This is a genomic window from Bradyrhizobium sp. CCBAU 45321 (assembly GCF_028128975.1).
Taxonomy (GTDB): domain Bacteria; phylum Pseudomonadota; class Alphaproteobacteria; order Rhizobiales; family Xanthobacteraceae; genus Bradyrhizobium; species Bradyrhizobium yuanmingense.
Window position 1 is genome coordinate 170410 of record NZ_LFKZ01000125.1, and the last position, 15533, is coordinate 185942.

15 protein-coding genes are annotated in these 15533 nt (G+C 65.1%); 9 read left to right on the plus strand and 6 right to left on the minus strand.

Translation table 11 applies throughout. The features are described 5' to 3' along the window. Positions 1 to 98: 98 nt before the first annotated feature. On the minus strand, positions 99 to 998 hold the full coding sequence (locus ACM43_RS22500) for a LysR family transcriptional regulator (RefSeq protein ID WP_271542881.1): 900 nt from the start codon (positions 996 to 998) through the stop codon (positions 99 to 101). Positions 999 to 1102: 104 nt separating this feature from the next. Between ACM43_RS22500 and ACM43_RS22505 the strand changes: the two genes are divergently transcribed. Continuing rightward, positions 1103 to 2071: a tripartite tricarboxylate transporter substrate-binding protein gene (locus ACM43_RS22505; protein ID WP_271542882.1), complete on the plus strand. Its 969-nt coding sequence runs from the start codon at positions 1103 to 1105 to the stop codon at positions 2069 to 2071. 305 nt (positions 2072 to 2376) lie between these two features. Here ACM43_RS22505 and ACM43_RS22510 read toward each other — a convergent pair whose 3' ends face one another. The 3 genes from ACM43_RS22510 to ACM43_RS22520 form a co-directional block, all read right to left on the minus strand. Continuing rightward, complete coding sequence (locus tag ACM43_RS22510) at positions 2377 to 3513, minus strand: DSD1 family PLP-dependent enzyme (protein WP_271542883.1); 1137 nt, start codon at positions 3511 to 3513, stop codon at positions 2377 to 2379. Between the two features lie 257 nt (positions 3514 to 3770). Beyond that, complete coding sequence (locus tag ACM43_RS22515; protein ID WP_271542884.1) at positions 3771 to 5195, minus strand: methyl-accepting chemotaxis protein; 1425 nt, start codon at positions 5193 to 5195, stop codon at positions 3771 to 3773. A gap of 117 nt (positions 5196 to 5312) precedes the next feature. Next, positions 5313 to 7061, minus strand: coding sequence for a methyl-accepting chemotaxis protein (locus ACM43_RS22520; protein ID WP_271542885.1), 1749 nt, complete (start codon positions 7059 to 7061; stop codon positions 5313 to 5315). Between the two features lie 217 nt (positions 7062 to 7278). Here ACM43_RS22520 and ACM43_RS22525 point away from each other — a divergent pair, with 217 nt between their 5' ends. The 7 genes from ACM43_RS22525 (at position 7279) to ACM43_RS22555 (ending at position 12560) form a co-directional block, all read left to right on the plus strand. Further along, entirely contained in the window at positions 7279 to 8025 is a 747-nt protein-coding gene (locus ACM43_RS22525) for a YebC/PmpR family DNA-binding transcriptional regulator (protein ID WP_035998371.1), read from the plus strand. Positions 8026 to 8104: 79 nt separating this feature from the next. Beyond that, positions 8105 to 8632: a crossover junction endodeoxyribonuclease RuvC gene (ruvC, locus tag ACM43_RS22530; RefSeq protein ID WP_271542886.1), complete on the plus strand. Its 528-nt coding sequence runs from the start codon at positions 8105 to 8107 to the stop codon at positions 8630 to 8632. A 142-nt stretch (positions 8633 to 8774) separates the two neighbouring features. Further along, positions 8775 to 9392 carry a Holliday junction branch migration protein RuvA gene (gene ruvA / locus ACM43_RS22535; protein ID WP_271542887.1) on the plus strand — a complete coding sequence of 206 codons (618 nt, stop codon included), beginning with the start codon at positions 8775 to 8777 and terminating at the stop codon, positions 9390 to 9392. A gap of 20 nt (positions 9393 to 9412) precedes the next feature. Beyond that, positions 9413 to 10447 (plus strand): Holliday junction branch migration DNA helicase RuvB, encoded by a 1035-nt coding sequence (ruvB, locus tag ACM43_RS22540; RefSeq protein WP_157283837.1) that lies wholly within the window; start codon positions 9413 to 9415, stop codon positions 10445 to 10447. Positions 10448 to 10574: 127 nt separating this feature from the next. Then, positions 10575 to 11495, plus strand: coding sequence for a metallophosphoesterase (locus tag ACM43_RS22545; protein WP_271542888.1), 921 nt, complete (start codon positions 10575 to 10577; stop codon positions 11493 to 11495). 68 nt (positions 11496 to 11563) lie between these two features. Then, positions 11564 to 12013, plus strand: coding sequence for a tol-pal system-associated acyl-CoA thioesterase (gene ybgC / locus ACM43_RS22550; RefSeq protein WP_271542889.1), 450 nt, complete (start codon positions 11564 to 11566; stop codon positions 12011 to 12013). 79 nt (positions 12014 to 12092) lie between these two features. After that, entirely contained in the window at positions 12093 to 12560 is a 468-nt protein-coding gene (locus ACM43_RS22555) for a nuclear transport factor 2 family protein (protein WP_271542890.1), read from the plus strand. Between the two features lie 177 nt (positions 12561 to 12737). On the opposite strand, the gene ACM43_RS22560 is transcribed toward ACM43_RS22555, so the two are convergent. Together ACM43_RS22560 and ACM43_RS22565 are read right to left on the minus strand one after the other, a co-directional pair. Further along, positions 12738 to 13442 carry a type 1 glutamine amidotransferase gene (locus ACM43_RS22560; RefSeq protein ID WP_271542891.1) on the minus strand — a complete coding sequence of 235 codons (705 nt, stop codon included), beginning with the start codon at positions 13440 to 13442 and terminating at the stop codon, positions 12738 to 12740. 28 nt (positions 13443 to 13470) lie between these two features. Next, the gene (locus ACM43_RS22565) at positions 13471 to 14397 is read right to left on the minus strand and encodes a LysR family transcriptional regulator (protein WP_271542892.1); all 927 of its coding nucleotides are present in this window, start codon (positions 14395 to 14397) and stop codon (positions 13471 to 13473) included. A gap of 151 nt (positions 14398 to 14548) precedes the next feature. On the opposite strand from ACM43_RS22565, the gene ACM43_RS22570 reads away from it, so the two are divergent. Then, complete coding sequence (locus ACM43_RS22570; protein WP_271542893.1) at positions 14549 to 15505, plus strand: N-carbamoyl-D-amino-acid hydrolase; 957 nt, start codon at positions 14549 to 14551, stop codon at positions 15503 to 15505. The last annotated feature ends 28 nt before the right edge of the window (positions 15506 to 15533 follow it).

Genomic DNA, 15533 nt, shown 5'->3' on the forward strand with positions numbered 1-15533 from the left:
GGCGGGCAACCAAGGGACGTCCGCCTTGGGCCAACAGCCGACTTGCGTCGGCATTGAAAGTTGGACATTGCCACCGTGAGCCGAGGCGGGTCATGACTTTATGAGTTCGCCCGCGCAGCCGCTCTTACGAGCCGGACGAAATTGGCGACGACGGCAGACGAGTCGTTTCGTCGCGAGACTAGACTCAATGTTGACTTGGGGGCATTCGGCCCCTTGAGCGACTTATAGGTAACGCCATGCATGTTGATGCGTTGGATAGAGCTCGGAACGAAGAAGACTCCAAGCCCCGCGGCGACAAGGTTCAACGCGGACGCCAGGCGTGGAGATTCCTGTCCAAATCTGGGGCTAAAGCCTGCAGCGCGGCAGGCAATGATTGTGGCAGCGTATAAACCGAAGCCGTCCTTGCGCCCATACACGATGAAGGTCTCTCTTGCGAGAGCCTTCACCGGAATTGCTGAGTCCCGGTCCCGAGTGAGCGGGTGCTCCGATGGCAGCGCGACAACCAACGGATCGTCCAACAAAGAGAAGCTAACCAGTCCCTCGGCGCGGGGAGTCCATAGGAAGGCGACGTCGATGCGCTGGGCGCGCACCAAGTCAAGCAGCTCGCTACTGAGGCGCTCCTCCAGCGTGACATTCACATTTGGAAAATCGCGGAGGAATGCATGAATGACCTGAGGCACGAATGGAACGAAGGGTCCCGTTGGGGTAACGCCTACGCAGATGCGGCCTCTCTCGCCCCGAGCCGTGCTCCTTGTGGTCTCGACAGCTTTGTCAACGCTGGCGAGCACCTGAGTTGCCTCATGATAAAAGGCCAGACCCGCCTCCGTCAGTTCGACGCCACGCGGTTTGCGGATGAACAACCGGGCTTCGAGGTCCCGCTCGATAGTCCTAATCAATCGGCTGAGCGGCGGCTGTTGGATGCCGAGCCTGTCCGCAGCCCGCGTGATATGCCCCTCCTCCGCAACCGCGATGAAATAGCGAAGCTGGCGCAAATCCATGCCATACCCCGGCAGGTATGAGGTTCGATCCTTTCATATCATATCTAGAAAGGCGTGCCGCGGGTAGGGTTTAATAATGGAAGTCGTAAGCTAGGAGGATTCCCATGAACCGCCTGCTGGCGCTCTTTTTCGCAAGCCTCACCCTCGTTCCCGGAGTGGCCGGGGCCGACTATCCGTCGAAAGCAATTTCGCTCATCGTGCCCTATGCGGCCGGCGGATCGAACGACACCTTGTCGCGCATTCTCGCGGAGCACATGTCAAAAACGCTCGGCCGCCCCATAATTGTCGACAACGAGCCCGGTGCTGCAGGCACGACGGCGACGACGCGTGCTGCCCGTGCGGCTCCGGACGGATATACGATCATCATGGGCAACATGGGGACGCACGGCGCCGCCCCCGCACAGTATCCCGACCTAAAATACGATCCAATTAAGGACTTCGCGCCCGTCGGTCTCGCTGCCGAAGTACCTGCTGTCATCGTCACGCGAAAGGACTTCCCGGCGAACAGCCTCGCTGAGTTCATCGACTATCTCAGGACGAACCGCGACAAGGTCAGTGAAGCTCATGTCGGTGTCGGGGCTCCTACCCACCTTTTCTGCACGATGCTGCAATCAATCATTGGTGTTCAAACAGCGCGCGTGCCATATCGCGGCGGCGCACCTGCGATGAACGACCTGATGGGTGGCCAAGTCGATTTCAGCTGTATTTCGCTGAGTGGCGCCATCTCTCAGATTCAAAGCGGAACCCTGAAAGCAATCGCGATCGCGAGCCCGCACCGCGCTGACATCATCCCTAACATTCCGACCACCGTGGAAAGTGGCCTCCCCCAATTCGTCGTCTCGACCTGGAACGCGATTTTCGCGCCCAAGAGTTTGACACCTGAAATACAGGCCAAGCTAAGCCACGCCTTGAACAAAGCACTGGACGACGAAGCGACGCGTAAGCGACTTGTCGAGATGGGATTTGTCATCCCCGATGCCACGCGGCGGACACCCGAGGCTCTACGCGAATTAGTCGCAAGCGAGGTGCCGCGCTGGGGCAAAGTCGCGACCTCATCACTGGGAAAAAATTAGAGAGCGAGTTCAAGCCCCAACCAGCAACATCTGCTAAGGGGGTCATTTGCAGTCGTTCCCAGCCGGGCAAGCCACGTCTGCTCGTCCTTTGGAAACAGGCATCCCGAATTATGAGTGTCCGCCTTGGCCCGCAATTGCGAACGAGGGGCCAGAACCATGACTCCGAGCGCGAGCGCGCAGTTGTTTTGCGAAGCTTGTCACTCCGCGTTTTCGCCAAACCAATGCTGCGGCGCATGGGTCTTGGATCTGTGCTTCGCTTGTCCGTGGCAATGGCGGAGATCGGCGCGCGCAATCACGCGTCAATCTCAGGTGATCGCGCCCCGCGCCGCGACTGGCCAAAGTGCCTCCACGCGGGCATCCGGCGTGTTGAAGCCGCGCACGCCGACATACCAGTCGTAGAGATTGACGGTTGGGTCGCAATGGCCGGGGATCAGCGTCACCTTGTCGCCGATCGCCAGTCGCGACGAAGCGCTGTCGAAATCGAGCAGGCCATGCTCGTCGGAGGGCCGATGATAGCGCAGGTCGGGCCGGCCGAGCACGACCGGAAATCCGCTGTCGTTCGACAGGGCCTTGTGGCCCGCATCGATGACGGCGCGTTCGCCGGCGCCGGTGCTCATCACGGTCGCGATCACGAACAGCGCATGCTCGAACGGATTGGCGTTGCGCGTCCCGTCGGCGAGGTTCTTGGCGTAGTCGGCGTCCATGAAGATATAGGAGCCCGCCTGCAATTCGTTCCAGATGCCGCTCGCGCCTTCGAGCTCGAACGTGCCGGTTCCTGCACCTCCAATCGTCCGGCACTGAAAGCCCGCGTCCTTGAGCACGCGCAATGTTTCCGAGGTCGCATCGGCGGCGCTCGCGATGGCAGCGCGCCGCTCCTCCGGCGTGCGCAAATGCTGGGCAGAGCCGTGATAGGCCTGCAAGCCGCCGAACGACAGGAAGCGCGAACCCGCCACCTGCCGCGCCAGGGTGGCCGCCGCCGGCCCCGGCCTGACGCCGCAGCGACCGGCACCGACGTCGATTTCGACCAGGACTTCGATTTGCGATCCTGCCCGCTCCGCGGCGTGCGACAGTTGCTCGACCATGATCGCATCGTCCACGCAAACGCTGATGCGTGCGTGGCGCGCGAGGCCTGCGAGACGTTCCAGCTTCCGCGGGCCCACCACCTCATTGCTGACGAGCACGTCGCTCACCCCACCCGCAACCAGGATCTCGGCCTCGGCGACCTTCTGGCAGCACATGCCGATTGCGCCGCGCGCGATCTGCTTGGCCGCAATGATCGGCGACTTGTGGGTCTTCGCATGCGGACGCAGGCGAACGCCGAGCTTGCCGACCCGTGCCGCCATCGTATCGAGATTGCGCTCGAAGGCGTCGAGGTCGATGATCAGCGCCGGTGTGTCAATCTCGGAAAACGGCGCGCCGATTTGGGCAGGTGGACAGGACATCAAAAAACCAGCTTGCTGTGTTCGGGTTCGAATGCGCGGCGGCACTTCTACGGCAACGTCGGCCGCCGCACCAGTGCAGGCGCGGGGCGAACCGAATGCCTTCCAATTTTCGGAATATTAGCATTCTACCCCTGTTTTGCCCGACGGGTCAACGCGCGCAACGGCCTGCCGGCGCAAGCCATTGATTTCGCACACCCCGGCTACTGTGCATGGGGTTGTTTTCGAGTTTTTGTTTTGAAGATGCCGGAGCGTCCTCGTCAGCCCTGGCGAAAGCCCATCCGGAAAGCGCCCCAGTGCTTGCCGCGGATCATGATCGGCGAGGACAGGTCCTTCATCAGCACGAACTGCCCGCCGCCCATGTCGCGGCGGTAGGTCTGCAGCAGGAAGGGTTTTGTATTGGCCGCCACCTTCTTCACCGCGCGGTCGGTGAACAGGCGGCGGTTGCGGCAATTGGCGTTGTTCCAGACCGGGTCCTTGCCCTGCGGCAGGCGGTAGTTCGGATTGTGGGTCGGAAGGTAGCCGCCCCGCGCCCAGGCGACGCAGAACACGATGCGCGGATCGGAGTTCTGGATCGGGTCCTGGATCGCGGGCAGCACGCGGTCGGTGAACGCGACGTAGTTGGTCAGGTACTGCTTCGGATCGGTGCCTGATATCTCGCGGTAGGTCTCGTCCATGAGCTGGTCGAGCGTGATCTCGCCGCGGTCGATCGCGGCTTCGAACTCCGCCGAGATCCGCTTCGCGGTGTCGACGACGATGCGGATCAGCGGCGCGTCCGACGTCTCCACGCCGCTGTCGGCGATCAGCGCGATCAGGCCTTCCGAGGTGTCGAGCAGCTTCGCCACCCGATCGTCGGCGCTCCTGAGGTCGCGCGAGGAGAGGTCTACGCCCTTGGCGAGCTCGTTGAGCTCGCTGATCACGGTGTCGCAGTGGCCGAGGTTGGAGGTCGCCGCGCGGGCGACGCCGTCGATCTCGGCTTCGACCGAGGCGAAGCCCTGCTGGACCCGCGAGATGATGCCGGAGATCGCTTGCGCGCCTTCGCCGGCGGTCTTGGCGCGCTGCGAGGCGTCGCTGCTCTCGCCGATCAGGCCTTCGATCTGGCCGTCGAGATCGCGCACCGTGTCGGAGATCTCGTGCGTCGCCTGGCGGGTGGCTTCGGCGAGGCTCTTGACCTCGCTCGCGACCTCCGCGAAGCCGCGGCCGGAGGTGCCGGCGCGCGCCGCCTCGATGGTGGCGTTGAGCGCGAGCAGATTGGTCTGCTTGGCGATCGCCTCGATCGAGCCGGAGACCTTCGCCACCTGCGCCAGCGCCGCGCCGACGGCGGACAGGCGCGCCTCGATCCGCTCCACCGCGGCGACGAGTTCGGAGATGTGGCTGACCGCGGTGTCGACGGCGCCGCGCGACTGCGCGATCTCGCCGACCGCGGCCGACGTCGTGGTTTGCACCGCCTGCGAGGATTTGGCGATGTCGTGGTTGGCCGAGACCATCGTCTCGGCCGTCTTCTGCAGATGGTGAAACCGTTCCGACTGGCTCGCGACGCGGTTTGCGACGTCCTGGACGTTGCCGGCGATATCGGCGAGCTCGACGCCAAGACCGCCGATGCGGTCGGCGAGCTGGTCGATCAAGCGCTCGGCGAGCGTCCGGTTGGAGGCAGTGTCCAATACGGCAAGTTGTGCAAAGGACATGTACGGGCTCTCTCCAGTCGGAGCCGTTGATCGGCTCCTCGGCGGCATTCCGATTCCAGGTCCGACCTTAGAGGATGATTCGCGCCCGGCGTCTTGCCCAGGAGTGCACGGGGCGCGCTACAGCTTGTAGGCCGTGCGGAAGCCGCCCCAGTGCCGGCCCTGCACGCGGATCGGGACGTCGATCTCGCGCATCATCACCGTGTTCCCGTTGCCCATGTCGCGTGCATAGCTCTGGACCAGGTACGATCGCAGGTTGCGTGCGGCAGCTAACCCCGCCGGATCGTTGAAGATGCGCCGGTTGCGGCTGTTGGCCGTGTTCCAGGCGACGTCGCCCGGCCGCTGCGGATGCGAATAGATCTTGTTGTGCACCGGCAAAAAGCCGTTGCGGTCGACCATGGCGCAGAACGCCATCCGCGACTCCCGCGCCAGAAAGGCTTCCTGGAACGGCGGCAGGGCGCGATCGGCCCAGTCGAGATATTTGGTGCGGTATTGCTGCGGATTGGTGCCGGCGATTTCCAAATAGTCCGTGTCGAAGAGGTCGTCGAGCTTGACCTCGCCGCGCGCAACCGCCTGCTCGAATATCTGCGTCAGCGCATTGCCGGCTTCCATGGCACGGGTGACGAACTCGGTGTTCTCCTCATGGATCGACCAGAGCTTGTCCTCGATCTTCTCGCTGAGCGCGGCGCTGACGCCGACGAATTGCGCGCGGGCGCCGGCCTTGGATTGCTCGAGCACGCGCAGGCGGCAGGCGCCGATGTCCTCCAGGCTGCCTTCGATCGTAGACTGCGCGGCGAGCCGGCTTGCGTCCGCGCCGCCGATCAGCACGCCCTCCATCGCGATTTCATAGACCGGCATCACGCCGCGCGCGGTCTCGAATTTGAGGTGGCAGGGCAGCCGCTCGGTCTTGCGGCGGTCGTCGTGCTCGCTCTGGCGCAGCAGCACCGCGCAACGCGATTTCAGCTTCCGGGCGAAGGTGGTGACGGCCTTGCCGGCGCTGGCGACGCTCTCGCCATGGGACTCGGCCGCTTTGGTCGCCGCGTCGATCTCGGCCGCGCTCTCGCCGACCGAGATGATGAACTCCGAGGCGCTGGCGGCATTGCCGGAGACTTCGCTGGTCGTGGCATTCTGCTCGGCGACCGCGCCGTTGACGGTGTCGAACACCGGGCGGATCGCCTCGATCGCTTGCGAGATGCGGTGCACGGCGTCAGCCGAGCCGGCGGCGTCGCGCTGCAATGCGTCGATCTTCTTCGTGATTTCCTCGGTCGCACTCTGGGTCTGCACCGCGAGCGCCTTGACCTCGGTGGCGACGACTGCAAAGCCTTTTCCGGCGGCGCCCGCGCGCGCGGCCTCGATCGTCGAGTTGAGCGCGAGCAGCGTGGTCTGCCGCGCGATCTGCGCGATCAGATTGACGACGTTGCCGATCGCGGCGGAGGATTCGCGCAGGCGGTCGACATTGGCGCGGGCTTCCTGGGCGGCGGCGCTGGCCTCGTCGGCGAGCTTGCCGGCTTCCCGGACCTGCGCGCCGATCCCTTGCGCGGACTGGGTGAACTTGTCGGCGGCATGGGCGAAGGTGGAGGCGGTGGATTGCGCCGCGTTGGTCCGGCCGGTCAGGGCGTCGGTGCGGTCGCGAATGGCGGCGAGGGTCGCCGCGGTCGCCTCGGCGCCGCCAGCCACCGAATTGGCGGCGCGCTCGAGCTGGCGGATCATGGCGCCGAGCTCGAGTTCCAGCAATTCCAGGATTTCCCGGGCCGAATCACTTTCGGCGGTCGGGGCGGGTGCGGCAGGGGCTGCCGGCTGCGCAGCCTCCGGGGCTGCCGCAGGCGCGGCCGTGTCCGGCAGACGCTTCCGAAATAGTCCGAACGCCATCGGGTCTCTCTTGTCGGGGGACGGTCGGGCGCTATTTTCGCAGTCCGGAATGAAATCAGGGTTAACGGTGCCCATCTGGGCAGGGGCCGTTACGGCAGTTACCTTTACAGGGCTACCTCAGGATAAGCCCGAGCCCTTTGATTCCGGTGGGTGGGCGGCCTATAAGGCCGCGCTTCCCGCATTTACCTTGACGCACGCTTCCATCAAGAGACCACGCATGGCCGGACATTCCCAATTCAAGAACATCATGCACCGTAAGGGGCGGCAGGATGCCCAGAAGTCGAAACTGTTCGGCAAGCTGGCGCGGGAAATCACCGTCGCCGCCAAGCTGGGCACCCCCGACCCCGCCATGAACCCGCGCCTGCGCGCCGCCGTGATCGCTGCGCGCCAGGAGAACATGCCGAAGGACAATATCGAGCGCGCCATCAAGAAGGCGCTTGGCAGCGACGGCGAGAATTATGACGAGATCCGCTACGAGGGCTACGGCCCCGGCGGGGTCGCCGTCATCGTCGAGGCGCTGACCGACAATCGCAACCGCGCCGCCTCCGACATCCGCTCCTTCTTCACCAAGTCCGGCGGCAATCTCGGCGAAACCGGCTCGGTCTCCTTCATGTTCGACCGCACCGGCATCATCGAGTACGACCGCAGCGTCGCCTCGGACGATGCGGTGCTGGATGCCGCGATCGAGGCCGGCGCCGACGATGTGGTCTCTGGCGAGAACGGTCACGAGATCTACGCTTCGACGGAAAGCTATCGCGATGTCGCCAAGGCGCTGGAAGCCAAGTTCGGCGAGCCGCGCAAGGCCGCGCTGATCTGGAAGCCGCAGAACACGGTTGCGGTCGACGACGAGACCGGCGAGAAGCTCCTGAAGCTGATGGACCTGCTCAACGAGCACGACGACGTGCAGAACGTCTACGCCAATTTCGAGGTGTCGGACGCGCTTGTTGCGAAGATGGGCGGGTAGGGCTCGACGGCCCTACTTCCCCTGTTACTTCCGTTCTGTTTCTGTTTCCTCCAGGGCAGCCAGCCGCTATCACTGGCGCATGACTGCGCTCCCGATTCGTGGCCCCGTTCGCATCATCGGCATCGACCCCGGCCTGCGCCGCACCGGCTGGGGCGTGATCGAGGCCGAGGGCAATCGCTTGGTCTACGTCGCCTGCGGCTCGGTGGAACCGCCCGACGATTTGCCGCTGTCGAGCCGGCTGCTCGCTATCCATGAAGGGCTCGCTTCCGTCTTGTCCAATCACCGGCCGGTGGAAGCTGCGGTCGAGCAGACCTTCGTCAACAAGGACGGCGTCGCGACGCTGAAGCTCGGCCAAGCCCGCGGCGTTGCCATGCTGGCGCCCGCAATGTTCGGCATCTCTGTCGCCGAATACGCGCCGAACCAGGTCAAGAAGACCGTGGTCGGCGCCGGCCACGCCGACAAGCAACAGATCGCGATGATGCTGAAAATCTTGCTGCCGAAGGCCGAGCCGCCGTCCGCGGACGCAGCCGACGCGCTCGCCATCGCCATCACCCACGCCCATCATCGCCAGAGCACCGCTCTCAGGCTGAAGGTGGTGGGGATATGATTGGTCGTCACGCGTTCTCGCCGTCATGCCCGGGCTTGTCCCGGGCATCCACGTTCTTTCTTGTCGGCGTTGAAGGCGTGGATGGCCGGGTCAGGCCCGGCCATGACGATGGAGAAGACTCTGCCGCGAATGAGGTCTTGATATGATCGGCAAGCTCAAGGGCTTGATCGATTCCTACGGCGAGGATTTCGTCATCCTCGACGTCGGCGGCGTCGGCTATCAGGTACATTGCTCCTCGCGCACCCTGCAGCATCTGCCTTCGCCGGGCGAGGCCGCCGTGCTGTCGATCGAGACTTATGTCCGCGAGGACCAGATCAAGCTGTTCGGCTTCCGCACCGATCAGGAGCGCGAATGGTTTCGCCTGCTCCAGACCGTGCAGGGCGTCGGCGCCAAGGTCGCGCTGGCCGTGCTCGGCACGCTGTCGCCAGCCGATCTCGCCAATGCGATTGCGCTGCGCGACAAGGCCGCGGTGGCGCGCACGCCGGGCGTCGGCCCCAAGGTCGCCGAGCGGATCGTCACCGAATTGAAGGACAAGGCGCCGGCCTTCGCCAGTGTCGATCCCGCCGTCGTGCATCTTGCCGGCGCCGTCGACGACCAGCGCGCGCCGCGCCCCGTCGCGGATGCGATCTCCGCCCTGGTCAATCTCGGCTACGGCCAGCCGCAGGCCGCCGCCGCGATTGCCTCGGCCTCGCGCAGTGCGGGTGAGGGCGCCGAGACGGCGCAGCTGATCCGGCTCGGGTTGAAGGAGCTCGCGAAGTGAGCGATCCCAAGGCCAGCCGCATGGTCTCGCCCGAGCGGCGCAGCGATGATGTCGGCGACACCGCGCTGCGGCCGCAATCGCTGTCCGACTTCGTCGGCCAGGCGCAGGCGCGCAAGAATCTCTCGATCTTCATCGAGGCGGCGCGCAAGCGCGGCGAGGCGCTGGATCACGTGCTGTTCGTCGGCCCGCCCGGCCTCGGCAAGACTACGCTGGCGCAAATCGTCGCAAAGGAGCTCGGCGTCGGCTTCCGCGCCACCTCGGGGCCTGTCATTGCCAAGGCCGGCGACCTCGCTGCGCTGCTGACCAATCTCGAAGAGCGCGACGTGCTCTTCATCGACGAGATCCATCGCCTCAGCCCCGCGGTGGAAGAGGTGCTCTATCCCGCGATGGAGGATTTTCAGCTCGACCTCATCATCGGCGAAGGACCGGCGGCGCGCTCGGTGAAGATCGAGCTGTCGAAATTCACCCTGGTGGGCGCCACCACGCGCGCCGGCCTTCTCACCAATCCCTTGCGCGACCGCTTTGGCATTCCGGTCCGGCTCAACTTCTACACGATCGAGGAGTTGGAGAGCATCGTCAGCCGCGGCGCGCGCGTGCTCAACGTCGGCATGAGCGCGGACGGCGCCAACGAGATCGCGCGCCGCGCCCGCGGCACCCCGCGCATCGCCGGCCGCCTGCTCCGCCGCGTGCGCGATTTCGCGTCCGCGGCCGATGCCGACAAGATCGACCGCAAGATTGCCGACCACGCGCTGAGCGCGCTCGAGGTCGATGCCGCGGGGCTGGACGCCATGGATCGACGCTATCTTTCGACCATCGCGCTCAACTATGGCGGCGGCCCGGTCGGCGTCGAGACCATGGCTGCGGCCTTGTCGGAGCCGCGCGATGCCATCGAGGACATCATCGAGCCCTATCTGATCCAGTGCGGCTATCTACAGCGCACGCCGCGCGGCCGCCTGCTGACCTCGCACGCCTTCCGCCATCTCGGCCTCGCCGAGCCCTCGCGCGATGCGGCGGCGCAGTTCGGCCTGTTCGGCACGGATGACAGCGACGAGTGATCTGCTGAACCGCGCCGTTCCGGCTTTGATGAATTTCCGTTAACCTCGTGCAGACGATCTGCACGAAAGCATCCCAATTCCGCTCCAATCGGATATCATCAAGACGCCGCATCATCATCGGGCTTCCATGATCACGCGTCGTCACCTCATCCGTTCCATCGGCGGCCTGTCCGCCCTCGGCGTCTCGACCGCCGCCTATGGCGTCGGTGTCGAGCCGGTGCTGCGCCTCCGCGTCACGCGCTATCATCCGATGCCGCGGCAGTGGCCGGCGGATTTTCCGCTGAAGATTGCCGCCATCGCCGACATCCATGCCTGCGACCCCTGGATGTCGCTGGAGCGCATCGAGGGCATCGTCGACCGGACCAATGCTCTCAACGCCGATCTCATCGTGCTGCTCGGCGACTACGTAGCCGGCCTTCACCACGTCACGCGCTTCATTCCGTCGAGCGAATGGGCAAGGGTGCTGGCGCGCCTGAAGGCGCCCCTCGGCGTCCATGCCGTCATGGGCAACCACGATTATTGGGATGACAGAACAGTGCAGCGGGCAGGGCACGGACCGACCATCGCACATCGGGCGCTGGAGGCGGCCGGCATCCCCGTTTACGAGAATGATGCCGTCCGCCTCACCAAGGACGGCCGTCCGTTCTGGCTTGCCGGCCTCGGCGATCAGCTCGCCTTCCTGCCGGCGCGGCGCTTCCGGAGCATGGCGCACTTCGGTGCCGACGATCTCAATGCTACGCTGGCGAAGATCACCGACGATGCGCCCGTCATCCTGCTCGCGCACGAGCCCAATATCGCACCGCTCGTGCCCGCGCGCGTCGCACTGCAATTGTCCGGCCATACCCATGGCGGCCAGGTCCGCCTGCTCGGCTGGTCGCCGGCCGTCGCGCCCAAGAACGGCCTGCGGCTCGCCTATGGCCATTTCCGTCTGAAATGCGATCTCATCGTCTCCGGCGGCCTCGGTTGCAGCATCATGCCGCTCCGCTTCGGCGTGCCGCCCGAGATCGTCGAGGTGACGCTGGGAAGGTCAGGGCTGGTTGTGTCCTAACACGCTTGCGCGTCCGGCTGTTTTTGCGCACAACGATCCGGTTACCGACCAGTGAAGAGGCTCGCGACGTGACAGCTCATCTCGACGGCGAGATCCGCGACGGCCGCCACCACATGCAGGTCCGCGTCTATTACGAGGACACGGATTTTTCCGGCATCGTCTATCATGCCAATTACCTGCGCTACATGGAGCGCGGACGCACCAATCATCTCAGGCTGATGGGCGCCGAGCAGCAGGTGCTGTTCGAGCAGGCCGAGACGGACGGCGTCGGCTTTGCCTTCGTGGTGCGCTCGATGCATCTGGACTTCCTGAAGCCCGCGCGAATGGACGACGTGCTCGACGTCGTGACCTGGCCGGTCGCGGTGAAGGGGGCATCCATCATGCTGGCGCAGGAGGTGCGGCGCGGTGGTGACGTGCTGGTGAAAGCCGAGGTCCGCGTTGCCTTCATCAGCGGCGGCCGCGCCCAGCCGATCCCGAAATCGATCCGCCAATTGATGAAGGCCGATCTGGTTTCGTGATCGCTCGATAGTGGATGGCCTATCGACTCCGCTGATTGCGACGATACATTCGCGGTCCCGATCAACCGATGAGGCCATCATGTCGCGCCCGCCACTTCCACCCTTCACCCGCGAGACCGCCGCGCAAAAGGCCCGCATGGCCGAGGACGCCTGGAATTCACGCGATCCGGTGCGCGTCTCGCTCGCCTATACCGAGGACAGCCGCTGGCGCAACCGTTCGGAAGTGTTTCAGGGCCGCGAGGCCATCGTCGCCTTCCTCACCCGCAAATGGGAGAAGGAGCAGGATTACCGCCTGATCAAGGACCTCTGGGCCTTCGACGGCAACCGGATCGCGGTGCGCTTCCAGTACGAATGGCACGATGCAAGCGGCCAGTGGTACCGCTCCTACGGCAACGAGCAATGGGAGTTCGACGAGCACGGCCTGATGAAGCGGCGCGAGGCCTCGATCAACGACATCGCCCTTGCGGAGAAGGATCGCCGGTTTCACTGGGCGGCGCCGGGCCCGCGACCGGCCGATGTGCCGGGATTGGGAAGCGATCCGTTCTGAACCGCTTCCTCTCCCTCTCCTCGTTCTTACGGGGAGAGGGGTGGGGTGAGGGGCTGTCTCAGCAAACTCGATGGCAGACGGACTGGCGGAGAGTCCCCCCTCACCCGGATTGCGCAGACGATGCTTCGCATCGCCGCGCGCAATCCGACCTCTCCCCGCAAGCGGGGCGAGGTGAACTCACCGTTTCGTCAGGAATCTTGTAATCGCCCCGCCGAGCTTCGCATTATCCATCGGCTCCGCCAGCGACGCCCTCGCGGTGGCGACGACTTCATCAGGTGCCTTGCCGTCGCGCAGATCGCAGCACACTTGCGCAAACCCGACATCGAATTCCGGATGCGGCTGCACTGTCAGCGTCGCGCCATTGGCATAGAGCAGGCCGGCATGCGGGGTGAATTCGGAGGAGAGGATCGTCAGCGCATCGTTTGGCGGCTCGATCACCTGGTCCTGATGCGAGGCGGCGATCGCAACCGCTTCACCGTCGATGACGCCGTTTTCCGGCAGCACCTGATAGACATGCCGGCCGATGCCCCAGCCATGCTCCGATTTGCGCACGGTGCCGCCGAGCGCCTGCGCGATCAGCTGGTGGCCGAAGCAGACACCGACCATCGGTGTCTTGTTGGCGTAAGCCGTCCGCACGAAATCTTCCAGCGGCGCGATCCAGTCGAGCCCGTCATAGACCCCGGCCGCCGCGCCGGTGATCAGGACGGCCTCGAGCTTGCTCGGATCGGGAAGTGCATCGCCGTTGGGGATGCTGACGACCTCGATCGTCGCGGCCGGCTCCTCGGCGCGGATCATGCGCGCGAACATGTCCGGAAATGAACCGTGACGCTCGCGGTATTTTTGCGGCACCTCTCCGGTCTCGATGATGGTGATGCGTGCCATGGGCCTCCCGGTCAAAAGGTTGCGAAGCTCAGCCGCTTTCTGCCCCATGTTGCTGGTGCGGCGCTGTGCGCTCGAGCAGAGCGCTCTCCTTGCGGATCTCGTTGAGAAAGGCCTTGGCCAGACGCGACAGCGGCTCGGCTTCAGACCATAACATATAGGCGACCGCCTGCGTCGTCGGCGTGAACGGACGGACGACGAGGCCGCTGCCGCCGTTCTGCCGCGGCGAGAAGGGATCGACCACCGCCGCGCCGACGCCGGCGGCGGCCAGCACGCAGGCCGTGTTGCAGTAGCGCACCTCGACCGTCGGCCGGAACGGCGCACCGGCACGGGCAAAGCTGTCGCGCACGGCTTCGCCCAGCCGCGTGCCGCGTTCGAGCCCGATGAAGGGCAGGCCGGAGAGATCAGCGGCCGAGATCACCGGTCGTTCCGCGAGCGGATGCTGTGGCGGCAGCACGCAGACCATCTCGCCGGTGTGCACCACCTCATGCGCGATGCCGGGATGATGCGTGAGGCCGAGCGCGAAGCCGAGCTCGGCGACGCGGCTCAGCACACCCTCGATGATGCCCTCATAGCGCCGTACGTCGAAGAACACCCGCGTCTCCGGGCGGCGGCGCAGGAAGCCCGACAGCGCGGACGGAATGATGCTGTAGGCGAGCGGCGGCGTCGCCACGATGGCGAGATGCCCGGCGCGGTTCTCGCGCAAATCGCGCATGCGGTTCTCGAGCTTGGCGTGCAGCGCAAAGATCGCCTCGCTCTCCTTGTAGAGCGCCATCGCTTCGGCGGTTGGAAACAGCCGGTTGTTGACGCGCTCGAACAGCGCAAAGCCCGCCTGCGCCTCCATCGTCTTCAGCGCGTTGCTGACCGCCGGCTGCGACAGCGCCAGCTCGTCCGCCGCCGCCACCGTGGTGCGGTGGCGGATCACGGCGCGAAGGATCTCGAGCTGACGCAGGTTCATATCACTGCCGATTATAGTCAGGGCCAAAACATCATAGCAACGCGAATTGATTTTGCAGCAGCGCTTGCCCGTAATGGCAGCGGATTTGCGCGTCGCATCAAAGGGTTCGTTCGCCCATTGAGGCGGCAACGCGCACAGATTGGAGGCAAACTTGGTTCGTGTCCTTCGCGCCGCCGCGGCTCAGATGGGGCCGACGCAAAAAGCCGATACGCGCGAGCATACGTTGTCGCGGATGCTCGACATGCTGGAGGAGGCGGCCGGTCGGGGTGCGAGCCTCGTGGTGTTTCCGGAGCTCGCCTTCACCACCTTCTTCCCGCGCTGGCTGCTCGAAGGCGAGGCCCTCGACCGGTATTTCGAGCGCAGCATGCCGAACCCCGCGGTGGCGAAGCTGTTCGATCGCGCACGTGCGCTCCGCGTCGGCTTTTACGTCGGCTATGCCGAGCTGACGGCGGAGGGGCGGCGCTACAATTGCGCCATCCTGGTCGATCGCGACGGCGAGGTTCTCGGCCGCTATCGCAAGGTGCATCTGCCGGGCTCGGTCGAGCCGCGTCCGGGCGCGCGCTACCAGCAACTCGAGAAGCGCTACTTCGAATATGGCGACCTCGGCTTTCCCGCCTTCCGCGCCGGCTCGTCCTGGGCCCATGCCATCATGGGCATGATGATCTGCAATGATCGTCGCTGGCCGGAATCCTGGCGCGTGCTCGGTCTGCAAGGCGTCGAGCTCGTCTGCATCGGCTACAATTCGGCGGCCTACGATCCCAACGGCGGCACGACCGAAGACGGAGCCTTGCGCACCTTCCACTCGACGCTGGTGACGCAGGCCAACGCCTACATGAACGCGACCTGGGCGATTTCGGTGGCGAAGGCGGGCGAGGAGGACGGCTCCGGCCTGATCGGCGGCTCCTGCATCGTCGATCCCAACGGCCGCATCGTCGCGCAGGCGCAGACGCTGGCCGACGAGGTGATCGTCGCCGACATCGATCTCGACCTCTGCCGCCAGGGCAAGGACAAGATGTTCAACTTCGCCGCCCATCGGCGGCCCGAGCAATACAGGGTGATCACCGAGCGTGCCGGCATCATCGAGCCGGCCGTTCTCGACGCAGATTGACCAACGGCCGGTCGCGGCGTTGGCAAAA

Coding starts and splice junctions, on each gene's coding strand:
- ACM43_RS22500 (WP_271542881.1), bottom strand. CDS start 998: ATGGATTTGCGCCAGCTTCGCTATTTCATCGCGGTTGCGGAGGAGGGG.
- ACM43_RS22505 (WP_271542882.1), top strand. CDS start 1,103: ATGAACCGCCTGCTGGCGCTCTTTTTCGCAAGCCTCACCCTCGTTCCC.
- ACM43_RS22510 (WP_271542883.1), bottom strand. CDS start 3,513: ATGTCCTGTCCACCTGCCCAAATCGGCGCGCCGTTTTCCGAGATTGAC.
- ACM43_RS22515 (WP_271542884.1), bottom strand. CDS start 5,195: ATGTCCTTTGCACAACTTGCCGTATTGGACACTGCCTCCAACCGGACG.
- ACM43_RS22520 (WP_271542885.1), bottom strand. CDS start 7,061: ATGGCGTTCGGACTATTTCGGAAGCGTCTGCCGGACACGGCCGCGCCT.
- ACM43_RS22525 (WP_035998371.1), top strand. CDS start 7,279: ATGGCCGGACATTCCCAATTCAAGAACATCATGCACCGTAAGGGGCGG.
- ruvC (WP_271542886.1), top strand. CDS start 8,105: ATGACTGCGCTCCCGATTCGTGGCCCCGTTCGCATCATCGGCATCGAC.
- ruvA (WP_271542887.1), top strand. CDS start 8,775: ATGATCGGCAAGCTCAAGGGCTTGATCGATTCCTACGGCGAGGATTTC.
- ruvB (WP_157283837.1), top strand. CDS start 9,413: ATGGTCTCGCCCGAGCGGCGCAGCGATGATGTCGGCGACACCGCGCTG.
- ACM43_RS22545 (WP_271542888.1), top strand. CDS start 10,575: ATGATCACGCGTCGTCACCTCATCCGTTCCATCGGCGGCCTGTCCGCC.
- ACM43_RS22555 (WP_271542890.1), top strand. CDS start 12,093: ATGTCGCGCCCGCCACTTCCACCCTTCACCCGCGAGACCGCCGCGCAA.
- ACM43_RS22560 (WP_271542891.1), bottom strand. CDS start 13,442: ATGGCACGCATCACCATCATCGAGACCGGAGAGGTGCCGCAAAAATAC.
- ACM43_RS22565 (WP_271542892.1), bottom strand. CDS start 14,397: ATGAACCTGCGTCAGCTCGAGATCCTTCGCGCCGTGATCCGCCACCGC.